This window comes from Pengzhenrongella frigida (assembly GCF_004168625.1).
Taxonomy (GTDB): Bacteria; Actinomycetota; Actinomycetes; order Actinomycetales; family Cellulomonadaceae; genus Pengzhenrongella; species Pengzhenrongella frigida.
The window spans coordinates 30,053-48,233 of record NZ_SDWW01000009.1 but is presented as its reverse complement, the minus strand read 5'-3'; the positions used below and the strand labels follow the sequence as shown (position 1 = coordinate 48,233).

Here is an 18,181-nt window from a genome sequence, read left to right as displayed (position 1 = left end):
GTCGGCCGCGCTCATCCCCGGTGATGGCGTCACAGCAGATCGTCGCGCCCGCGCGCCCGCAGGGCGTCGACCGCGTCCTTGACCTGCTGCGCGCGCGCCCGGGTCGTGACCAGGAGCGCGTCAGGCGTGTCGACGATCACGACGTCGTCGAGCCCCAGGACCACGACCATGCGGTCAGTACCCGGCACCACGAGCGAACCGAAGGAGTCGAGCCGCACGACCGACGCGGCGTCGCCGAGCACGCGCGCGCCGTCGTCGGCACCACCGCCGAGCGCTGGCAGCAGGCTGCCGAGCGAGGCGAAGTCGCCGATGTCGTCCCAGCCGAAGTCCCCGGGCACGACGGCGACCCCGCCCGCTGCGGCCACCGGCTCCGCGATCGCGTGGTCGATGGCGATCTTCTCGAGCCCGGGCCACACCTGCGCGAGGACCTGCTCGCGGTCCGGGGTGTCCCAGGCCGCCGCGAGCGTGCGGATCCCGGCGTGCAGGGCCGGTCGCTGCTCGGCGAGGTGGTCGAGCAGCACCCCGGCGCGCACGACGAACATCCCCGCGTTCCAGCGGTACTCCCCCGTGGCGAGGTAGGCGGCGGCCGTCGCCGCGTCCGGCTTCTCCGTGAACCCGAGCGCGTGGCGCACCGTCGGCGCACCGGGCAGCTCGAGCGAGGCGCCGGACCGGACGTACCCGAACGCGGTCGAGGGGTGCGCCGCCGCGATGCCGACCGTGACGACGTACCCGGCGCGCGCGGCCTCGATGCCCTCGCGCACGGCCCGCTCGAACGCGGCCGTGCCGTGGATGACCTGGTCCGCGGCGAACGAGCCGAGCACGACGTCGCCGCCGTGCCGGTGGGCCAGCACGGCCGCGGCCAGCCCGATCGCGGCCATCGAGTCGCGCGGCGACGGCTCGGCCAGGACCTCCCCGGCACCGACGCCGGGCAGCTGCGCGCGCACGGCCTGCACGTGCCGTTGGCCGGTGACGACGAGCACCCCGCCGGGCTCCGCGAGGGGGGTCAGGCGGTCGGCGGTCGCCTGCAGCAGGCTCCGGCCCGACCCGGTCAGGTCGAGCAGGAACTTCGGCGCGCCCGACCTCGACAGCGGCCACAGGCGGGTGCCCGCCCCACCTGCGGGAATGACCGCGTAGAAGCCAGGGACCGGACCGTCGAGAGTTGCTGTCATGGAGGTAAGGGTAGTGACCTGCCGGGGTGTGGTATTGGTCACAATCGACCTAGGACGAAGGGCCTGTACGCGGCGGCTCGCCCGGGAACGGGGCCCACGTGTCTACAGTGGGCAAAACCCCGGACGGCGTCGTCCGACCTCGCACCTGTAGGAGGCTCGAAGTGCCAAGCGCTCCCGCCGGCACGCTCTATCGCGGCCGTGAAGGCATGTGGTCTTGGGTCGCGCACCGCGTGACCGGAGTGATGATCTTTTTCTTCCTGCTCGTGCACGTGCTCGACACGTCGCTCGTGCGACTGTCCCCCGAGACCTACAACGCGATCATCGGCACGTACAAGAACCCGGTCATGGGTCTGGCCGAGGCCGGCCTCGTCGCCGCCATCGTGTTCCACGCCTACAACGGCATCCGCCTCATCCTGGTGGACTTCTGGGCGAAGGGTCCGAAGTACCACCGCGTGATGCTCTGGATCGTCGTCGGCCTCTTCGTCGTGACGATGGCTGGGTTCCTGCCGCGTCACCTGATGCACGTGTTCGGAGGCGAGTGATGAGCGCGCAGACCCAGGGCGCGGCCGCGATCGCCGATCCGGGAGCGCCCTACCGGCGCCGCAGGACCACCCGCGGCAACTTCGAGCTGTACACGTGGGTGTTCATGCGGGCGTCCGGGGCGATCCTCGTGCTGCTGATCTTCGGGCACCTGTTCGTCAACCTGGTGGCCGGCGAAGGCATCAAGGCCATCGATTTCGGTTTTGTCGCCGGCAAGTGGGCCAACCCGTTCTGGCAGGGCTGGGACCTCGTGATGCTCTGGCTCGCGATGATCCACGGCACCAACGGTGTGCGCACGATCGTCAACGACTACGCCGAGCGGGACGGGCTCCGACTGGTGCTCAAGCTCGCGCTGTACGCGGCCTTCATCGTCGTCGTCACGCTCGGCACGCTGGTGATCTTCACCTTCGACCCGTGCCCGGCCGGCGCTCCCGCGGACCTGCTGCCCTCGTTCTGCTCCACCTGACCGACCGCGCCCGAACCCCGTCGTCGGCCCCGATCCACCCCGCCTCAGGAGATATCGACCACAGATGCAGACTCACCAGTACGACGTCGTCATCATCGGTGCCGGCGGCGCGGGGATGCGCGCGGCGCTCGAGTCCTCGAAGCGCACGCGCACGGCCGTGATCTCCAAGCTCTACCCGACGCGCTCGCACACGGGTGCCGCGCAGGGCGGCATGTGCGCCGCCCTCGCCAACGTCGAGGAGGACAACTGGGAGTGGCACACCTTCGACACCGTCAAGGGTGGCGACTACCTCGTCGACCAGGACGCCGCGGAGGTCATGGCCAAGGAGGCGATCGACGCCGTCCTCGACCTGGAGAAGATGGGCCTGCCGTTCAACCGCACGCCCGAGGGCAAGATCGACCAGCGCCGGTTCGGCGGGCACACCCGCAACCACGGCGAGGCGGCCGTGCGGCGGTCCTGCTACGCCGCGGACCGCACCGGCCACATGATCCTGCAGACGCTCTACCAGCAGTGCGTCAAGCATGACGTCGAGTTCTTCAACGAGTTCTACGTGCTCGACGTGCTCCTCTCGGACGACCTCACCGGCGGCGAGGTGCCCGACGGCGCCGAGGTCAAGGTCTCCGGGGTGGTCGCCTACGAGCTGGCCACCGGCGAGATCCACCTCTTCCGCGCCAAGTCGGTCATCATCGCCACCGGCGGCGCGGGCAAGATCTTCAAGACCTCGTCCAACGCGCACACCCTCACCGGGGACGGCATGGCGCTCGCCTTCCGCCGCGGCATCCCGCTCGAGGACCTCGAGTTCTTCCAGTTCCACCCGACCGGCCTGGCCGGGCTCGGCATCCTGCTGTCGGAGGCGGCGCGCGGCGAGGGCGCCATCCTGCGCAACGGCGACGGCGAGCGCTTCATGGAGCGGTACGCACCCTCGATCAAGGACCTCGCGCCGCGGGACATCGTCGCGCGGGCCATGGCCAACGAGGTGCGGGACGGTCGGGGCGCCGGTCCCGAGAAGGACTACATCCTGCTCGACCTGACCCACCTCGAGAAGGCGCACATCGACGCGAAGCTGCCGGACATCACGGACTTCGCGCGCACCTACCTCGGCATCGAGCCGTACACGGAGCCGATCCCGGTCTACCCGACCGCGCACTACGCCATGGGCGGCATCCCGACCACGATCACCTCCCAGGTGCTCCGCAACAACACCGACACCGTGGGCGGCCTCTACGCCGCCGGCGAGTGCGCGTGCGTGTCCGTGCACGGCTCCAACCGGCTGGGCACCAACTCGCTGCTGGACATCAACGTGTTCGGCAAGCGTGCCGGGGTCGCCGCGGCGGAGTACGCGATCGGCGCGGACTGGGTCGACCTGCCGGACGACCCCGAGGTCGGCGTGGTCGCCGAGCTCGAGGAGATGCGGACCCGCCCGACCGGCGAACGCGTCGCCGACGTGCGCCGCGAGCTGCAGCAGACCATGGACACCAACGCGCAGGTGTTCCGCACGGACGCCTCGCTGCGCCAGGCGCTCGCCGACGTGCACGCCCTGCAGGTGCGGTACGCGACCGTGAGCGTCCAGGACAAGTCCAAGGCGTTCAACACCGACCTGCTCGAGGCGCTCGAGCTGGGCTTCCTGCTCGACGTGGCCGAGGTCGTCGTCGTCGGGGCGCTGAACCGCCAGGAGTCCCGCGGCGGGCACTTCCGCGAGGACTTCCCGCTGCGCGACGACGCGGGGTACATGAAGCACACGATGGCCTACCGCCGGCCGCTCGGCCAGGTCGCCCCCGCCGCGGTCTCGACCGCGACGTCAGCGGGACCGACGGCAGCCGGCGCGACGGCAGCCGGCCCGACGGCGACCGGCAGTGATCCGGTCGAGTCCGTGGGCGGGCCGGGCGCGAGCGCTCCCGGCACCTTCGACGTCGTCCTGGGCTACAAGCCCGTGGTCGTGACCCGGTACGAGCCGATGGAGCGTAAGTACTGATGGCCACCACAGCAACCACCGACGCGCCCGAGACCTCGGGCGCCTTCGGCGCCGTCCCGTCGTTCGACGTGACCCTCCGCATCCGCCGCTTCACCCCGGAGCTCACGGGCGCCGAGGCGTACTGGGAGGAGTTCACGGTCACGGCCTACGGCACCGACCGGCTCCTCGACGCGCTGCACAAGGTCAAGTGGGACCTCGACGGCTCGGTGACGTTCCGCCGCTCGTGCGCGCACGGGGTGTGCGGGTCGGACGCGATGCGGATCAACGGCAAGAACCGGCTCGCGTGCAAGTCGCTGCTCAAGGACCTCAACCCGGACAAGCCGATCACGATCGAACCGATCAAGGGCCTGCCTGTGATCAAGGACCTCGTGGTCGACATGGATCCGTTCTTCGCCTCGTTCCGCGAGATCATGCCGTTCCTCATCACCACCGGGAACGAACCGACCAAGGAGCGCCTGCAGTCCTCGGCGCAGCGCGAGCGGTTCGACGACACCACCAAGTGCATCCTGTGCGCCGCGTGCACCACGTCCTGCCCGGTGTTCTGGACGGACGGGCAGTACTTCGGGCCGGCGGCGATCGTGAACGCGCACCGGTTCATCTTCGACTCGCGCGACGAGGGCGCCGCGCAGCGGCTGGAGATCCTCAACGACAAGGAGGGGGTCTGGCGCTGCCGGACGACCTTCAACTGCACCGAGGCGTGCCCGCGCGGCATCGAGGTCACCAAGGCGATCGCGGAGGTCAAGCGCGCGATGATCACGCGCGCGTTCTGATCAGTCGCGAGCTCTGATCACGCGCACTGATCAGTCGCGCGCCGGGACCGCCGCCTCGCTGTGACCGCGCGGCGCGGGCGGGTCTGCCGTCCACGCCGCCGCCAGCAGCACGATCCGCGCCATCAGGTTCACCCAGATCAGCAGGGTCACGATCACGGCGAACGACGCCAGCAACGGGTTCGTCCCCACGCTCCCGGCCACGACGCTCGTGCCGAGCAGCCGGACGGCGCCGACCCCGGTGGCGGCGATGGTCGCGCCGGTCAGCAGGTCGCGTCGCGGCGGCCGGACGCCGGCCAGCACGACGACGACGAGGATGAAGACCGCCACGTCCACGCCGAACGCCACGACCAGCCCCAGACCCCGCACCAGGAAACCCGAACCGTCGCTCAGGCCCACCAGAGCGAGGAGCCAGTCGGCCGCGGCGGTGACCCCGAAGGTCAGGATCGTGGACACAAGCACGGCCAGGGCAAGCCCGGAGAACCCCGCCAGCTCCCGGAGCTTGGAGGTCACGACGTTGCCGCTCGAACCGCCGACGTCGAACATCGCCCGCACCGCGGAGCGCAACGCCGCCAGGGCACCGGTCGCACTGACCAGCAGCACGACGACGGCGATCAGACCCGTCACGTTGAGCCCCACGCTGAGCACGAGGTCGTCGGGCTCGACGAGTCCCTTGCCGTCACCGGTGTCGATCAGGCCGGGGAGCGACGCCGCCAGGGTGTCGAGGACGTTCTGGCGCAAGGTCTCGTTGCCGCCGAGCACGGCCATGAACGCCGTGAAGCCGATCGTCAGGGCGGCGAACACCGAGAACAGTGCGCTGTAGGCGATCCCGCCCGTGAGCACGCCCCCGCCCACCGCGCCGAACCGGGCGTTGGCCCGCGCCGGCCGCGTCCGCTCCCACCACGCCAGCAGCGCCTTCGCGCGCGCAACGATGCCGTCGAGCCAGGGCGGTCGAGTCATCGGACGACCCTACGAGATGCCTGGCCTCGCTGCCTCGTTCGCGGTGGTCCGCGGTCGCGTGTTCGAGCCGGTGAGCAGGTAGTCCCGCACGGGGCGCCACACGTTGTCGTCGCCGTGCTCGTAGAACTGGAAGCCGCTGACCACGAAGCGCGCCTCGAAGGTCGCGAGCTCGTCGAACGCCGTGTCCAGGTTCGGGTCGGGCACCTCGTGCGCGACCGTGACGTGGGGGTGGTAGTTGAACCGCAGGTCCTGGGTCAACGGCCCCGAGCGGACCATCGACTCGAGCTGCTCGCACTCCGCGATTCCCTCGACCACCTGCATGAACACCACGGGCGAGATCGGCCGGAACGTGCCCGTCCCGCGCAGGTGCAGCACGAACGGTCGCCCGGAGGTCGACACCTGCGCGAGGTGGTCCGAGACGGCGTCGAGCGCGGCCGGCTCGACGACCGTCGGGCCCAGCAGCGTGATGTGCGGGGGGATCTCGTTGGCGAGCGGATCGCCGAACCGCTCCCGAGCGTGCTGGAGCACCGACCCGTAGGGCTCGGGCACGGTGATCGCGACCCCGATCCGGATCTGGTCGCCAACCCGATCCGGCAGCATCACGAGCGGCGCCCGCGCGCGGGGAGCAGCCCGACCCGGTCGTACATCCGGGCCAGCGTCGTGGCCGCGATCTCCCGGGCACGCTCGGCCCCGTCGGCGAGGATGTCGTCGAGCGCGTCCGGGTCGTCGAGATAGCCGGTGAACCGCGCCTGGAACGGCGCGAGGAAGTCGATGACGACCTCGGCGAGGTCCTTCTTCAGGTCGCCGTAGCCCTTGCCGACGTAGTCGGCCTCGAGGGTCGCGATGGCGGTGCCGGTCAGTGCCGAGAAGATCGTCAGGAGGTTCGACACCCCGGCCTTCGCCTCGGGGTCGTACTGGACCTCGCGGCCGGTGTCCGTGACCGCGGATCGGATCCGCTTGGCGACGACCTTGGGGTCGTCCAGCAGCTCGATGATCCCGTTCGGGCTGGCGGCCGACTTGCTCATCTTGGACGTGGGGTCCTGCAGGTCGTAGATCTTCGCCGTCGCGGCGACGATGTGCGGCTCCGGGACGATCGCGGTGCCCGCCCCGAACCGGGTGTTCATGCGCTGCGCCAGGTTCCGCGAGAGCTCCAGGTGCTGACGCTGGTCCTCGCCGACCGGGACGAGACGCGTGTCGTAGAGCAGGATGTCGGCCGCCATCAGCACGGGGTAGGTGAACAGGCCCACCGAGGTGCCCTCGGCGCCGTGCTTGGCCGACTTGTCCTTGAACTGCGTCATGCGGCCGGCCTCGCCGAACCCCGTCTGGCAGCTGAGCAACCAGGCGAGCTCGGCGTGCGCGGCCACGTGCGACTGGACGAACAGGATCGACCGCTCCGGGTCGACCCCCGCGGCCAGGTACTGCGCCGCGGTGCTCCGGGTGCGGTGCCGCAGCACGGCCGGGTCGGGCGAGACCGTCAGCGCGTGCAGGTCGACGACGCAGTACAGCGCCTCATGGGTCTCCTGCAGCGCCACCCACTGGGTCAGCGCCCCGAGGTAGTTGCCGAGGTGGAGGGAGTCCGACGTGGGCTGCATCCCGGAGAACAGGCGGGGGCGCACGGCAGGCGTCGGAGAGTTCAACGCGGAGGACATCGGACCATTCTGGCAGGTGCGTCGGGGTGTTCTGACCGCGAAGCCTGCTCCGCGGGCGCTCCGGCGCCCGGGACGTGCGGTCAGGTCGCCTCGTCGTCGAACGGTGCGCCGACCGCGGGGCCGTCGGCCGCCGAGCCTGCTGCGGCCCCGGCCACCGCCGCGTCGCCGGCACCAGTCGCGGCGACACCAGTGGCGGCACCGGTGGCGGCGGCACCAGTGGCGGCCGGGCGCACCCGGGACGTGTACGTGCGGGCCGCAGGGTTCACGGCCGGCGGCGGCGGATCGTCGAGCAGCGCCTCGCGGACGATCCGGCGCGGGTCGTAGCGCCGGGGATCGAGGGCGGTCCAGTCGACGTCGCCCGCCTGCTCCCCGAGCTCCTCGTCGACCCGGGTCTTGGCGCTGCGCAGGAAGCCACGCAGCGTGCGGACCCACGCACCGAGCTGGGCCGCGTACCGCGGCAGGCGCTCGGGTCCGACGATGACGATCGCCACGAGGATCAGCAGGAGGAACTCGCTGCCGTTGATGTCGAACACGAGGTCACGCTACCCGCGAAGTCACTCGCTGGTCGCCTCGTCGAGCACGACCCTGACCTCCCGTTCGGGCTCGTCCCCGGTGCGCACCCGCAACGAGACCGTCTCGCCCGGGGCCTTCGCCCGGATGGCGACGATGAGCTCGTCCGGTTCGGTGACCGGTCGCCCGTCGATCGACAAGATGATGTCCCCCGACCGGATGCCGGCCTTGTCCGCCGGCCCGCCCGAGCTGACCGCTTCCTGCCCCTGCTGGGGCTCGGTCGCGACCTGCACACCCTCCCCGCCGTAGCCCTGGTCGAGCAGCACGCCGACGACCGGGTAGGTCGCCTGGCCGGTCTCGATCAGCTGTTCGGCGGTGCGCCGCGCCTGGTTCGACGGGATCGCGAACCCCAGCCCGATGCTCCCGGCAGCGGTCGTGCCCGCGCCCGGCGGCTGCGCGATCGCGGAGTTGATGCCGATGACCTCGCCGGCGCCGTTCACGAGCGGTCCGCCGGAGTTCCCCGGGTTGATCGCGGCGTCGGTCTGGAGCGCGTTGATGAAGGCGATGTCGGTCGCGTCGCCGGCCGAGACCGGCCGGTTCAGCGCGCTGATGATGCCGGTCGTGACGGTGCCCTCGAGCCCGAGCGGAGCGCCGACGGCCACCACCGGGTCGCCGACCGCGACCTCGTCGGAGTCGCCGAGCACCAGCGGGACCAGACCGGTCCGCTCGACCTTGACGACGGCGAGGTCGTAGTCCCCGGTGCGCCCGACGATGGTCGCCTCCTCCTCGGTGCCGTCCGCGAACAGCACGACGATCCGCGCGCCGCTCTCCGCCCCGGCCGCCACCACGTGGTTGTTGGTGAGCAGGTAGCCGTCCTGGCGCAGCACCAGCCCGGAACCCGTCGAGGTGCCTTGCGAGCTGTCGACCTGGATCGAGACCACGCTCGGCAGGACCCGGGCGGCGAGCCCGGCGATGCTGTCCGGGGGTCGCGTGGCACCACCCGACAGGACGGTGACGGGCAGGCCCGCGTCCGCGAGGCGACCGTCGCCCAGCACCCGGTCGGCCGCCACGCCACCGAGCGCACCGGCTCCCAGCGCGAGGACGAGCAGCGGCCCGATCCAGACCGCGCTGAGCGCGCGCCGAGGCCGCCGCCGACGCCCCGGCCGATCCGTGGGTCCCGGAGCCGCGAGCGGGTCGCCGCTGACGGCCCACGGTGGGGGTGGCGCGCCCCACGTACCCGTACCGGCACCCGCAGGCGCGAGGGCGGGCGGCGGTCCGGAGACCGCGTGGCGGTGCGCCGATGCGGGCGCGGACATCGCGATCGGCGCCGTCGCCGACGCGAACGGGCCCGGGGACGAGGTCGCCGGCGTCGACGCGTATCGGCTCGTGGACGGCGGCGCGAACGGGTTGTCGCTGGGCCGGCTGTCGGGCCGCTGGTCAGGCTGGTCGGCGGGGACGGCCGGCTGGTCGGGAGTGGTCATGGGCGGGCGAATGCTCCTGTCACCGTGTCCCAGCCACGCGTGATCCGCGCGGGCAGGCCGTCATCGAATCCAGCTGCCGGGAAGTCGGCGACAAGCTCCGCCACGCTGTCCGTCGAGGCCTCCGACACGACGGACACCACCGTGTCGCCCGACTGCCAGACCACGTGCCACGGCTGGCGGTTGATCACGTACACCGTCCGGTCGCCGATCGCCTCGGTGGGAGTGCCCGTGAGGGCCACGGCGTCGAGGACACCGCGCTCCTCCGTCACGACGATCGGACCGTCGGGTCCGGCGAGGTCGAGCTCGAGGAGCTCGTCGGTGTCGCCGGTCAGCCGGGCCGCGGTGATCTCGTAGCCGCCCGGCACGCCCGTCGGGCACGCCCAGCCGGCGTCGCGCATCCACGCGAGGACGTCGGCCTCGGTCAGCCCCGATCCCCCGACCCCAGCAGCGGCGGTCGAGACCTGCGCCGCGAGGTCGGGCGCCAGGGTGCCCGAGACGGTCTCGCCCGGCCCGCGGGCGTGGCCGAGGATCGACAGGACCTCCGCCGGATGCGCCGTGGGCACCACGGGCGGCTGGTCGCCGATCAGGAACAGGCCGATCACGGCGACGCCGACCGACGCGAGGGAGCCGACCGCGACCCGGTAGCTCGGCCGGCGGCGTGCCGTGAGATCGCCACTGAGCGCGCGCGCGGGCAGCGAGTAGGCCGACAGCCCGAGCGGGACGACCTGCTTGCGCTCACCGGGCCGGGCGGGGCCGGCTCCCTGCCCCATCGGCGGGCAGGAACCGAGCGCCAGCAGCCGTGCGGTCAGGTCCGGGGCGGGTGCGACGTCGTGCACGACGGACAGCACGCGACGCGCCTGGCGCGCCGCGGCGAGCTCGTGCGCGCACTCCGGGCAGGCCGCCACGTGGGCCAGCGCCCGCTCGGTCGCCGCCGGACCGAGCTGGCCGTCGACGAGCGCGCTCACCCACGTCCCGAGATGCTGCGTCACGGCCGCGTCACCGTGTCCTCGATCAGGTCACCCGCCAGCAGGGCTCCCGGCGCACGGTGCGCGAGCGAGGTCCGCAGCTGCGCGCGCGCCCGGTGGATCCGGGACCGGACGGTGCCGAGCTTGATGCCGAGCGTGACGGCGATCTCCTCGTACGACAGGCCCTCGATGTCGCACAGCACGACGGCGGCCCGGTACCCGGGCGACAGCTCGGCCAGCGCGCGCTGCACGTCGTTGTCGAGGTTGGCGTGCTCGAAGCCGCGCTCGGGGTCCTGCAGCTCGCCGGTCGCGGGGTAGCGCTCGGCGTCGTCCCCGATCGCGTCGATCCGGATCCGCTTCTTGCGCCGGACCTGGTCGAGGAAGAGGTTGGTCGTGATCCGGTGCAGCCAGCCCTCGAACGTCCCGGGGGTGTACCCGCCCAGGGACCGGAACACCCGGACGAAGACGTCCTGGGTGAGGTCCTCGGCCTCGTGCTGCGTCCCGGTCAGCCGGTACGCGAGCCGGTACACGCGGGCGGAGTGCTCCCGCACGATCTCTTCCCACGACGGTGGGGTCCACGGATCGACGACGCCGTCCTCGGGAGCGGCGGACGGCGGCGCGCTCGACAGGGACAACGCGGGGTCGGGCGTGGCCACGGCCATGTCGCGGTTTCGCTCCTCGTCAGGTCTCAAGGGTGGTTCGTCGGGGGGATTGCTCGAGCAAGTCTCCCAGGTGCGGAGGCTTTCTACGAGTGGTGACAACGCACGCGGGCGCCGCTGTTGTTCCGGCGGTAGCATCGCCGCACCGTCCTGCCACCTGCAAACACGCCTCGGGAGGCCATCATCTCCACCGACAAGACCCAGAGCTGGGTCTACTCCGAGGAGTTCCTGCCCGAGGACGAGGTTCTCCTCCGGGCCCGCGAACGGGCCAGCCAGCTCGGCTGCGTCCCCGTCCAGCCCGGTTCGGGCGCGGTGCTGAGCGTCCTGGCGGCGAGCGCCCAGGCGCGCTCCGTCGTCGAGATCGGCACCGGTGCGGGTGTCGGCTCGCTGTATCTGCTCCGCGGCATGCCGCTCGACGGGGTGCTCACCACGATCGACGTCGAGGTGGAGCACCAGCGGGCCGCGAAGGAGGCGTTCGCCGAGGCGGGCATCCGGTCGACCCGGACCCGCACCATCTCCGGTCGCGCCCACGACGTGCTCCCCCGGCTGACCGACGGCGCGTACGACCTCGTGTTCATCGACGCGGACCCCGAGGGCTGTGCGGGGTACGTCGAGCAGGCGCTGCGGCTCCTGCGACCGGGCGGGGTGGTCGCGCTCGACCACGCGCTCTGGCACGACCGGGTCGCCGATCCGGCGCGCCGCGACGAGATCACCACGATCATCCGCGAGGTCGGCCGGGCCCTGCGCGCGGACGAGCGGGTCCTGTCCGGGATGCTCCCGACGGGCGACGGGCTGCTCCTCGGCGTGCGCCGCTGACGGCTGTCCCGGCGAACTGAGCCCGGTGCTGCGAGCTGACCCGCAGCGAGCGGGTCAGCGCAGCGTCTCGAGGTAGCGCAGCAGCAGGCGAGCGCCGTACCCGGTCGCGCCCTCGGTGATCTCGTGCTTGTCGGAGGTGGCCCGCGCCGGCCCGGCGATGTCGAGGTGCGCCCACCGACGCGATCCGACGAACTCGCGGAGGAACAGGGCCGCGGTGATCGAGCCCGCACCCTTCCAGCCGTTCGGCACCTGACGCAGGTCCGCCACGTCGGAACGCACCGCGCCCGCGTACTCCTCCACGAGCGGCATGTGCCACACGGGCTCGCCCGCCGCGACCGCCGCGGACTCGAGCGCGGAGACGAGGGCGTCGTCGGCCGAGAACAGCGCGCCGTGCTGCTTGCCGAGGCCGATGCTGGCCGCGCCCGTGAGCGTGGCGACGTCGATGAGGATGTCCGGGTCGAGCTCGGCGTCCGCGAACGCCAGGGCGTCGGCGAGCACCATCCGACCCTCGGCATCCGTGTTGGCGACCTCGACGGTGCGTCCGCTGCGCATGGTCACGACGTCGCCGGGCCGGTAGGACGACCCGCCGAAGTGGTTCTCCGCGAGCGGCAGGACCGCGGTGACCCGGTGCCCGAGCCCCTTCTCGGCGGCGGCGAGCACGGTGGCGAGCGCGACGGCGGAGCCGGCCATGTCGGTCTTCATCGTCACCATGGACTCGCGCGGCTTGATCGAGATGCCACCGGTGTCGAAGGTGATGCCCTTGCCGACGACGACGACGTGCCGCCCCGTCGATCCGGTCGCCGGGGTGTAGCTCACGATCACGAGCCGCGGCTCGCTGGCGGAGCCGGACCCGACGGCGAGGATGCCGCCGAACCCCTGCGCGGCCAGCTCGGTCACACCGAGCACGCGCACGTCGAGGCCGAGCGGGGCAGCGAGCTCGCTCGCACGCTGAGCCATCCACGGCGGGTTCTTCGTGCTGGCCGGGGTGTTCGTGAGGTCCCGGACCAGCCAGGTCGCGCGCGCCGCGATCTGCGCATCGGCGATCGCGGCCTCGACCCGCTCGCCGTGCCGACCGAGCAGCACCAGCTCGGCGGCGGGCGCCTTCGCCGGGGTGCCCGTGGCCTGCGTGGGCAGGCGGTAGGACGCGAGGAGATACCCCTCGACGAGTGCGCGCGCGGCCTCGGGGGCCTGCACACCACCCTCGGCGCCGAGCGTGGTGACGACCCGGTCGAGTCCACGGGTCTGCCGCGCGAGCGCAGCCCCGGCACGCCGGAGCGCGTTCGGGGAGCCGTCGCCGACCCCGACGAGGATCAGCCGCGCGGGCAGCCGACCCCACGGGAGCTCGGGGCCGGAGCTGAGCAGCCGACGCGGCAGGTGCAGCGTCCACGCCTCACCGGGCGCACCGGTCAGACCGGCGCGCTCGGCAAGGTCTCCGAGGTCGATCCCGTACCGCGCCGCCGCGTCCGCGGTCCCGGCGCGTGGCTGGACCTCGGTCTCGCCGTCGGCCGGGGGCGCGACGGGCACCGCCACAGCCGCGACGTCGTCGGCTGCGAGCAGCGTGGACGTCGCTACGCCACCGCGAGCGGTGGTGACTGCGGGGAGGGTGCGCCCGACCGGCGCCTTGACACGCGAGGTAGTGCCGCGACCAGCCAACGGGTCAGCTGACGACCGAGGTCAGCGCGTCGCCGAGGGCCTGGGCCTCCGTGGCGTTGAGCTCGACGACAAGTCGGCCACCGCCCTCGAGCGGCACGCGCATGACAAAGCCGCGGCCCTCCTTGGTGACCTCGAGCGGGCCGTCACCAGTCCGCGGCTTCATGGCGGCCATGTCGTGAGTCTCCTTCATTCGTGCCTGACCGCACCGCTCCCTCGCACGCCCAGTCACAGGGCGTCACGCGGAGGTCGGGTTGGATGTCCGGAACCATTCTAGGTCACGACGACCACAGCAGAGTGTCGAACTCACGGCGGCCATCCCGCGGGCGGGGTCAATCGCCACAGCGCCCACACCCAGCCGACCTGGCACAACACCATCGCGACGACGATCAGCGCGAGCCAGGCGCGACGCCGTCGGGCCGGCGCGCGGACCATTCCGGCGGTGACTGCCGCGAGCGGGAAGGCCAGCAGCAGGAACCGTCCCAGGCTCGTCCCGGGCTCGACGACCCCGACCAGGTAGCCGAGGTAGGCGGCCGGCCACGTCCACAGCTCGGGGCCCAGCCGCCGGGCCGGCCGACACAGCAGCAGCGCCGCCACACCGGCGAGCACGACGGCGAGCGCGAACGTCCCCCAGCCGCCGAAGAGCCAGCGCGCCATGTCCACCCAGGGCAGCACGGGGACGACCTCGGGCCGCGCCCGCCAGGCGGCCTGGGTCTGGAGGTAGCCGTCCGGAACCCCGGTGACCGCGCCGCACACGAGCTGCCAGGCGAACCCGCTGGCGACGGCGACGACCAGCAGCGCACCGAGCCCGAGGGCGTCGCGTCGGCCGAGCGAGTCCTCGCCGCGCCGCGCCGCCCGCCAACGCGCGGCCGCGTGCACGACGACGACCACCGCCATCGGCAGGGCCACCGCCCGGGTGAAGCCGAGCGCGACCACGAGGGCGATCGCGAGCGGGTAGCGCCGCCGGATCAGGGCGAGCAGCGCCGAGGCGACCAGGAGCAGCGCGAGGGATTCGGAGTAGGCGACCTGGAGCACGACCGACGTCGGGAAGAACGCCACCAGCGCGACGGTCACGAGCGGCAGACCCGGCCGGGCGGCGACGGCCCGCGGGGCTCCAGCCTCGACGGACCGGTAGATCACCACCATGGCGGCCGCCCCGGCCGCGAAGGCGAGCAGCGGGGCGGCGACCTGCCAGGGCGCACCCGTGATCGCCGTCAGACCCCGGGCCAGCAGCGGGAACAACGGATAGAACGCCCAGGCGTTCTGCTCGACCGAACCGTCCGCGCCGACCGGCAGGTGCGCGGGGTAGCCCTGCTCGGCGATCTGCCGGTACCAGCTCGCATCCCACATCAGGCCCGTGAACTGCGTGTACGACGGAGACGCGGGGGTCCACAGGTTCGCGACCTGCTCGCGGGCGACGGCGAGCAGGATGGTCGCGCTGACGACCCGCGCCACCGCGTAGACCGCGAGCACCTGGACCCACCATGGCCACCGGGTGGGGCGCGACCAGGTGCCCGCGCCCGCCCCCGCGAGCGCGGGCGCCGGTCCGCTCACGCTGAACCGCTCACGCCAGGCCGCGAACGGCACGTGCGGGCGGCGCGTCGCCCCGGATCGCCGCGACCATGTCGAGCGTGCGGCGGGTGGCCCGCACGTCGTGCGTGCGGAACACCCGGGCTCCGAGCCACGCGGCCACGGCCGTCGCGGCGAGCGTGCCCTCGAGCCGCTCGTCGACAGGCAGGTCGAGGCTCTCGCCGACGAAGTCCTTGCGGGAGAGCGCCATCAGCACGGGGTGGCCGAGGCCGACGAGCGCGGCGGTCCGCCGCACGAGGTGCAGGGAGTGCCAGGTGTTCTTGCCGAAGTCGTGCGTCGGGTCCACGAACACCGAGCCCGGGTCGATCCCGAGCGACACCGCGCGCGCCGCGGCGATGGCGAGCGTGGCCAGGACGTCGTCGACGACGCCGTCGCGCAGGTCGGTGCGCGGGTCGGCGCCCGGGTCGGCGCCCGGGTCGCCGTCGGGCCCGGCCGGCGCGGCCCGTGGGTACGCGACCCGGAAGGGGTCGGTCCGCGGGAGCGCGCCACCGGTGTGCGAGCAGACCACGCCGACGCCCTCCTCGGCGGCCACCTCGACCAGGTGCGGGTCGTGGCCCGCCCAGGTGTCGTTGATGAGGTCGGCGCCCGCCCGCGCGGCCTGCCGGGCGACGTCGGCCCGCCAGGTGTCCACGCTGATCAGCAGGTCGGGATGGCGATCTCGCACCAGCGCGATCAGCGGGACCACGCGACGGACCTCTTCGGCCGCGTCGACCCGAGGCCCGCGGCCCGCCCGGATGCCGCCGATGTCGACGATGTCGGCGCCCTCGCCGGCGGCCTGCGCGATCGCCTCGACCGCCGCGTCCGACGAGGAGTGGCGCGCGGGCGCGTAGAACGAGTCGGGCGTGCGGTTGACGATCGCCATCACGACCGGGTGGTCGGCGCCGAACGTCCGACCCCGCAGCCGGACCGGGGCGCCGGCGGCCGGGACCCCGGCCGGGGTCGTCATACGTCCCCGGAGGCGCCCGCGGCCCGCTGGGCGGCGGCGGCTTCGACCACGGCCGCGTCCTCGGCGGCCCGCAGCTGCGCATCGCGCTCGACGACGAGTGCGACGGCCTCGTCCGGGTCGTCGACGAGTCGGATCAGATCGAGGTCGAGGTGGCCGATCATGCCGTGGGCGCGGACCGGTCCGCCGAGCCAGTCGAGCAGCCCCTGCCAGTAGGAGCTGCCGACCAGCACGATCGGGAACTCGGTGACCTTGTGGGTCTGGACCAGCGTGAGGGCCTCGGACAGCTCGTCCAGCGTGCCGAACCCGCCGGGCAGCACGATGAATCCCTGGGCGTACTTCACGAACATGAGCTTGCGGGCGAAGAAGTACCGGAAGTTGACGCCGAGGTCGACCCACTGGTTCATGCCCTGCTCGAACGGCAGCTCGATCCCGAGCCCGACCGACACGCCGCCGGCCTGGTTCGCACCCTTGTTTGCCGCCTCCATCACCCCCGGGCCGCCGCCGGTGATGACGGCGTAGCCGGCGTTCGCGAGCCCGCGCCCGACGCGTTCGGCGAGCGCGTACTCGGGGTGGTCGGGGCCCACGCGGGCCGAGCCGAACACGCTCATCGCCGGGCCGATCTCGGCGAGCGCCCCGAAGCCCTCGACGAGCTCGCTCTGGATGCGGAGCACCCGCCAGGGGTCCTCGTGCAGCCAGCTCGCGCCCTGACGGGGCGCCGCCAGCAGTCGCTCGTCGGCGGTCATGGTCGGGATCTGGCCGCGGCGCAGCAGCACCGGTCCGCGTCGGTGCCCGCTCCCCGGGGTGGGCACGCCCTCGTCGCTCGTCATGACCTGAACTCTAAGAGGTGACCTTCACGAGGTCAGCCAGGAACGCAGCGCGTCGTGGCAGAGCTGGATCTGCGCGACGGCGCAGTGCTCGTCGTCCTTGTGCGCAAGGAGCGGGTCGCCGGGGCCGAAGTTGACCGCCGGGATTCCCAGCTCGGCGAATCGGGCGACGTCGGTCCAGCCGAACTTCGGGGCCGGGACGCCGCCGGTGAACGCCAGCGCGGTGGCGGCGAAGTCGGCGGCTGCGGGGTCGTCCAGCCCCGGGCGGGCGCCCGACGCGGCATCCGTGAGCGTCACGTCGAACCCGCTGAACAGCTCCCGGACGTGCGCCTCGGCGCCGGCGACCGAGGTCGACGGCGCGAACCGGTAGTTGACCGTGACCACGCACTCGTCCGGGACCACGTTGCCGGCCACCCCGCCGCTGATCGCCACGGCGTTCATCCCCTCGCGGTAGACCAGCCCGTCGACCTCGACGTCGGCCGCCTCGTACTCCGCCAGCCGGCGCAGCACCTCGGCGGCGCCGTGGATCGCGTTGACGCCCATCCAGGAGCGGGCCGAGTGCGCAGCCACGCCGGGCACGCGCACCTCGACGCGGAGCGTGCCGTTGCAGCCGCCCTCGATGCCGGCGTTGCTCGGTTCGCCGAGCACGGCGAAGTCGGCGGCGAGCCAGTCCGGGTGGTTCCGGGCGATCCGGCCGAGCCCGCTGAGCGACGCCTCGACCTCCTCGTGGTCGTAGAAGACCCAGGTGACGTCCCGCGTCGGCGCGGTCAGGGCGGCTGCGAGGGCGACCTGGATCGCCACCCCGCCCTTCATGTCGACCGTCCCCCGCCCCCACACGGCAGCCTCGGAGCCGCTCCCGACGACGGTGGTCGGCAGGTTGTCCGCGATCGGCACGGTGTCGGTGTGCCCCGCGACGACGACCCGTTCCGCGCGGCCCAGGGACGTCCGGGCGACCAGCGCGTCGCCGTCGCGCAGCACCTCGAGGTGGGGGTAGCGGCGCAGCGCCGCCTCGATCGCGTCGACGATCGCGGTCTCGTCACCGCTCACGGACGGGATGTCGCACAACGCCCGGGTGAGCGCGAGCAGGTCACCGGTCGGGTCCAGCACAGTGGTCGTCACCCGCCGACCCTACCGATCACCCCGGTCCGCCGGTCCGCCGGTCCGCGCTGACGCCGCCGGCCATCGCGCGCCCGGCCGAGAAGGTGATGCGCACAGCC

Annotated in this window: 19 protein-coding genes; 5 read left to right on the top strand and 14 right to left on the bottom strand. The window is 72.9% G+C overall.

Annotated elements, in window-relative coordinates:
- Nucleotides 1-29: 29 nt before the first annotated feature.
- The gene (locus EUA98_RS05400; RefSeq protein WP_130101654.1) at nt 30-1,169 is read right to left on the bottom strand and encodes a mannose-1-phosphate guanylyltransferase; all 1,140 of its coding nucleotides are present in this window, start codon (nt 1,167-1,169) and stop codon (nt 30-32) included.
- A gap of 161 nt (nt 1,170-1,330) precedes the next feature.
- Between EUA98_RS05400 and sdhC the strand changes: the two genes are divergently transcribed.
- From sdhC to EUA98_RS05380, 4 genes are all read left to right on the top strand, one after another.
- A complete protein-coding gene (sdhC, locus tag EUA98_RS05395) occupies nt 1,331-1,711 on the top strand; it encodes a succinate dehydrogenase, cytochrome b556 subunit (RefSeq protein ID WP_130101653.1) in 381 nt (126 codons plus the stop codon).
- Entirely contained in the window at nt 1,711-2,175 is a 465-nt protein-coding gene (locus EUA98_RS05390; protein WP_130101652.1) for a succinate dehydrogenase hydrophobic membrane anchor subunit, read from the top strand. The genes sdhC and EUA98_RS05390 overlap by 1 nt, the downstream gene beginning before the upstream one ends.
- Nucleotides 2,176-2,239: 64 nt before the next feature.
- A complete protein-coding gene (gene sdhA, locus EUA98_RS05385) occupies nt 2,240-4,147 on the top strand; it encodes a succinate dehydrogenase flavoprotein subunit (protein WP_130101651.1) in 1,908 nt (635 codons plus the stop codon).
- Complete coding sequence (locus tag EUA98_RS05380) at nt 4,147-4,917, top strand: succinate dehydrogenase iron-sulfur subunit (protein WP_130101650.1); 771 nt, start codon at nt 4,147-4,149, stop codon at nt 4,915-4,917. Before sdhA ends, EUA98_RS05380 begins: the two co-directional genes overlap by 1 nt.
- A gap of 30 nt (nt 4,918-4,947) precedes the next feature.
- Here EUA98_RS05380 and EUA98_RS05375 read toward each other — a convergent pair whose 3' ends face one another.
- The 7 genes from EUA98_RS05375 to sigE all read right to left on the bottom strand — a co-directional run bounded on the left by EUA98_RS05375 (nt 4,948) and on the right by sigE (nt 11,141).
- A complete protein-coding gene (locus EUA98_RS05375) occupies nt 4,948-5,874 on the bottom strand; it encodes a YihY/virulence factor BrkB family protein (RefSeq protein WP_130101649.1) in 927 nt (308 codons plus the stop codon).
- 9 nt (nt 5,875-5,883) lie between these two features.
- Entirely contained in the window at nt 5,884-6,474 is a 591-nt protein-coding gene (locus EUA98_RS05370) for a 2'-5' RNA ligase family protein (RefSeq protein WP_350339481.1), read from the bottom strand.
- A complete protein-coding gene (gene trpS, locus EUA98_RS05365) occupies nt 6,474-7,523 on the bottom strand; it encodes a tryptophan--tRNA ligase (RefSeq protein WP_130101647.1) in 1,050 nt (349 codons plus the stop codon). The genes EUA98_RS05370 and trpS overlap by 1 nt, the downstream gene beginning before the upstream one ends.
- Nucleotides 7,524-7,603: 80 nt before the next feature.
- A complete protein-coding gene (locus EUA98_RS05360; protein WP_130101646.1) occupies nt 7,604-8,056 on the bottom strand; it encodes a twin-arginine translocase TatA/TatE family subunit in 453 nt (150 codons plus the stop codon).
- A 21-nt stretch (nt 8,057-8,077) separates the two neighbouring features.
- Nucleotides 8,078-9,514: a S1C family serine protease gene (locus EUA98_RS05355; protein ID WP_130101645.1), complete on the bottom strand. Its 1,437-nt coding sequence runs from the start codon at nt 9,512-9,514 to the stop codon at nt 8,078-8,080.
- Nucleotides 9,511-10,503: an anti-sigma factor family protein gene (locus EUA98_RS05350; protein WP_130101644.1), complete on the bottom strand. Its 993-nt coding sequence runs from the start codon at nt 10,501-10,503 to the stop codon at nt 9,511-9,513. Before EUA98_RS05350 ends, EUA98_RS05355 begins: the two co-directional genes overlap by 4 nt.
- Nucleotides 10,500-11,141 (bottom strand): RNA polymerase sigma factor SigE, encoded by a 642-nt coding sequence (sigE, locus tag EUA98_RS05345; protein WP_130101643.1) that lies wholly within the window; start codon nt 11,139-11,141, stop codon nt 10,500-10,502. The genes EUA98_RS05350 and sigE overlap by 4 nt, the downstream gene beginning before the upstream one ends.
- Before the next feature lie 180 nt (nt 11,142-11,321).
- Between sigE and EUA98_RS05340 the strand changes: the two genes are divergently transcribed.
- Nucleotides 11,322-11,954, top strand: coding sequence for an O-methyltransferase (locus tag EUA98_RS05340; RefSeq protein WP_130101642.1), 633 nt, complete (start codon nt 11,322-11,324; stop codon nt 11,952-11,954).
- A 54-nt stretch (nt 11,955-12,008) separates the two neighbouring features.
- On the opposite strand, the gene EUA98_RS05335 is transcribed toward EUA98_RS05340, so the two are convergent.
- From EUA98_RS05335 to dapE, 6 genes are all read right to left on the bottom strand, one after another.
- Nucleotides 12,009-13,607: a leucyl aminopeptidase family protein gene (locus EUA98_RS05335; protein WP_130101641.1), complete on the bottom strand. Its 1,599-nt coding sequence runs from the start codon at nt 13,605-13,607 to the stop codon at nt 12,009-12,011.
- A 4-nt stretch (nt 13,608-13,611) separates the two neighbouring features.
- A complete protein-coding gene (locus tag EUA98_RS05330; RefSeq protein ID WP_130101640.1) occupies nt 13,612-13,779 on the bottom strand; it encodes a DUF3117 domain-containing protein in 168 nt (55 codons plus the stop codon).
- Between the two features lie 131 nt (nt 13,780-13,910).
- On the bottom strand, nt 13,911-15,158 hold the full coding sequence (locus EUA98_RS05325; protein ID WP_130101639.1) for a hypothetical protein: 1,248 nt from the start codon (nt 15,156-15,158) through the stop codon (nt 13,911-13,913).
- Nucleotides 15,159-15,168: 10 nt separating this feature from the next.
- On the bottom strand, nt 15,169-16,140 hold the full coding sequence (locus EUA98_RS05320) for a dihydropteroate synthase (protein ID WP_130101638.1): 972 nt from the start codon (nt 16,138-16,140) through the stop codon (nt 15,169-15,171).
- Nucleotides 16,137-16,967 (bottom strand): LOG family protein, encoded by an 831-nt coding sequence (locus EUA98_RS05315; protein ID WP_130101637.1) that lies wholly within the window; start codon nt 16,965-16,967, stop codon nt 16,137-16,139. The genes EUA98_RS05320 and EUA98_RS05315 overlap by 4 nt, the downstream gene beginning before the upstream one ends.
- 24 nt (nt 16,968-16,991) lie before the next feature.
- Nucleotides 16,992-18,083 carry a succinyl-diaminopimelate desuccinylase gene (gene dapE / locus EUA98_RS05310; protein WP_242511291.1) on the bottom strand — a complete coding sequence of 364 codons (1,092 nt, stop codon included), beginning with the start codon at nt 18,081-18,083 and terminating at the stop codon, nt 16,992-16,994.
- Nucleotides 18,084-18,181 lie beyond the last annotated feature (98 nt).

What these genes read in the sequence shown, in the direction of transcription:
- EUA98_RS05355 (WP_130101645.1), bottom strand. Translation starts at nt 9,514, where the DNA reads ATGACCACTCCCGACCAGCCGGCCGTCCCCGCCGACCAGCCTGACCAG.
- EUA98_RS05375 (WP_130101649.1), bottom strand. Translation starts at nt 5,874, where the DNA reads ATGACTCGACCGCCCTGGCTCGACGGCATCGTTGCGCGCGCGAAGGCG.
- EUA98_RS05330 (WP_130101640.1), bottom strand. Translation starts at nt 13,779, where the DNA reads ATGGCCGCCATGAAGCCGCGGACTGGTGACGGCCCGCTCGAGGTCACC.
- EUA98_RS05320 (WP_130101638.1), bottom strand. Translation starts at nt 16,140, where the DNA reads ATGACGACCCCGGCCGGGGTCCCGGCCGCCGGCGCCCCGGTCCGGCTG.
- EUA98_RS05400 (WP_130101654.1), bottom strand. Translation starts at nt 1,169, where the DNA reads ATGACAGCAACTCTCGACGGTCCGGTCCCTGGCTTCTACGCGGTCATT.
- sigE (WP_130101643.1), bottom strand. Translation starts at nt 11,141, where the DNA reads ATGGCCGTGGCCACGCCCGACCCCGCGTTGTCCCTGTCGAGCGCGCCG.
- EUA98_RS05370 (WP_350339481.1), bottom strand. Translation starts at nt 6,474, where the DNA reads ATGCTGCCGGATCGGGTTGGCGACCAGATCCGGATCGGGGTCGCGATC.
- EUA98_RS05390 (WP_130101652.1), top strand. Translation starts at nt 1,711, where the DNA reads ATGAGCGCGCAGACCCAGGGCGCGGCCGCGATCGCCGATCCGGGAGCG.
- trpS (WP_130101647.1), bottom strand. Translation starts at nt 7,523, where the DNA reads ATGTCCTCCGCGTTGAACTCTCCGACGCCTGCCGTGCGCCCCCGCCTG.
- sdhA (WP_130101651.1), top strand. Translation starts at nt 2,240, where the DNA reads ATGCAGACTCACCAGTACGACGTCGTCATCATCGGTGCCGGCGGCGCG.
- EUA98_RS05380 (WP_130101650.1), top strand. Translation starts at nt 4,147, where the DNA reads ATGGCCACCACAGCAACCACCGACGCGCCCGAGACCTCGGGCGCCTTC.
- EUA98_RS05315 (WP_130101637.1), bottom strand. Translation starts at nt 16,967, where the DNA reads ATGACGAGCGACGAGGGCGTGCCCACCCCGGGGAGCGGGCACCGACGC.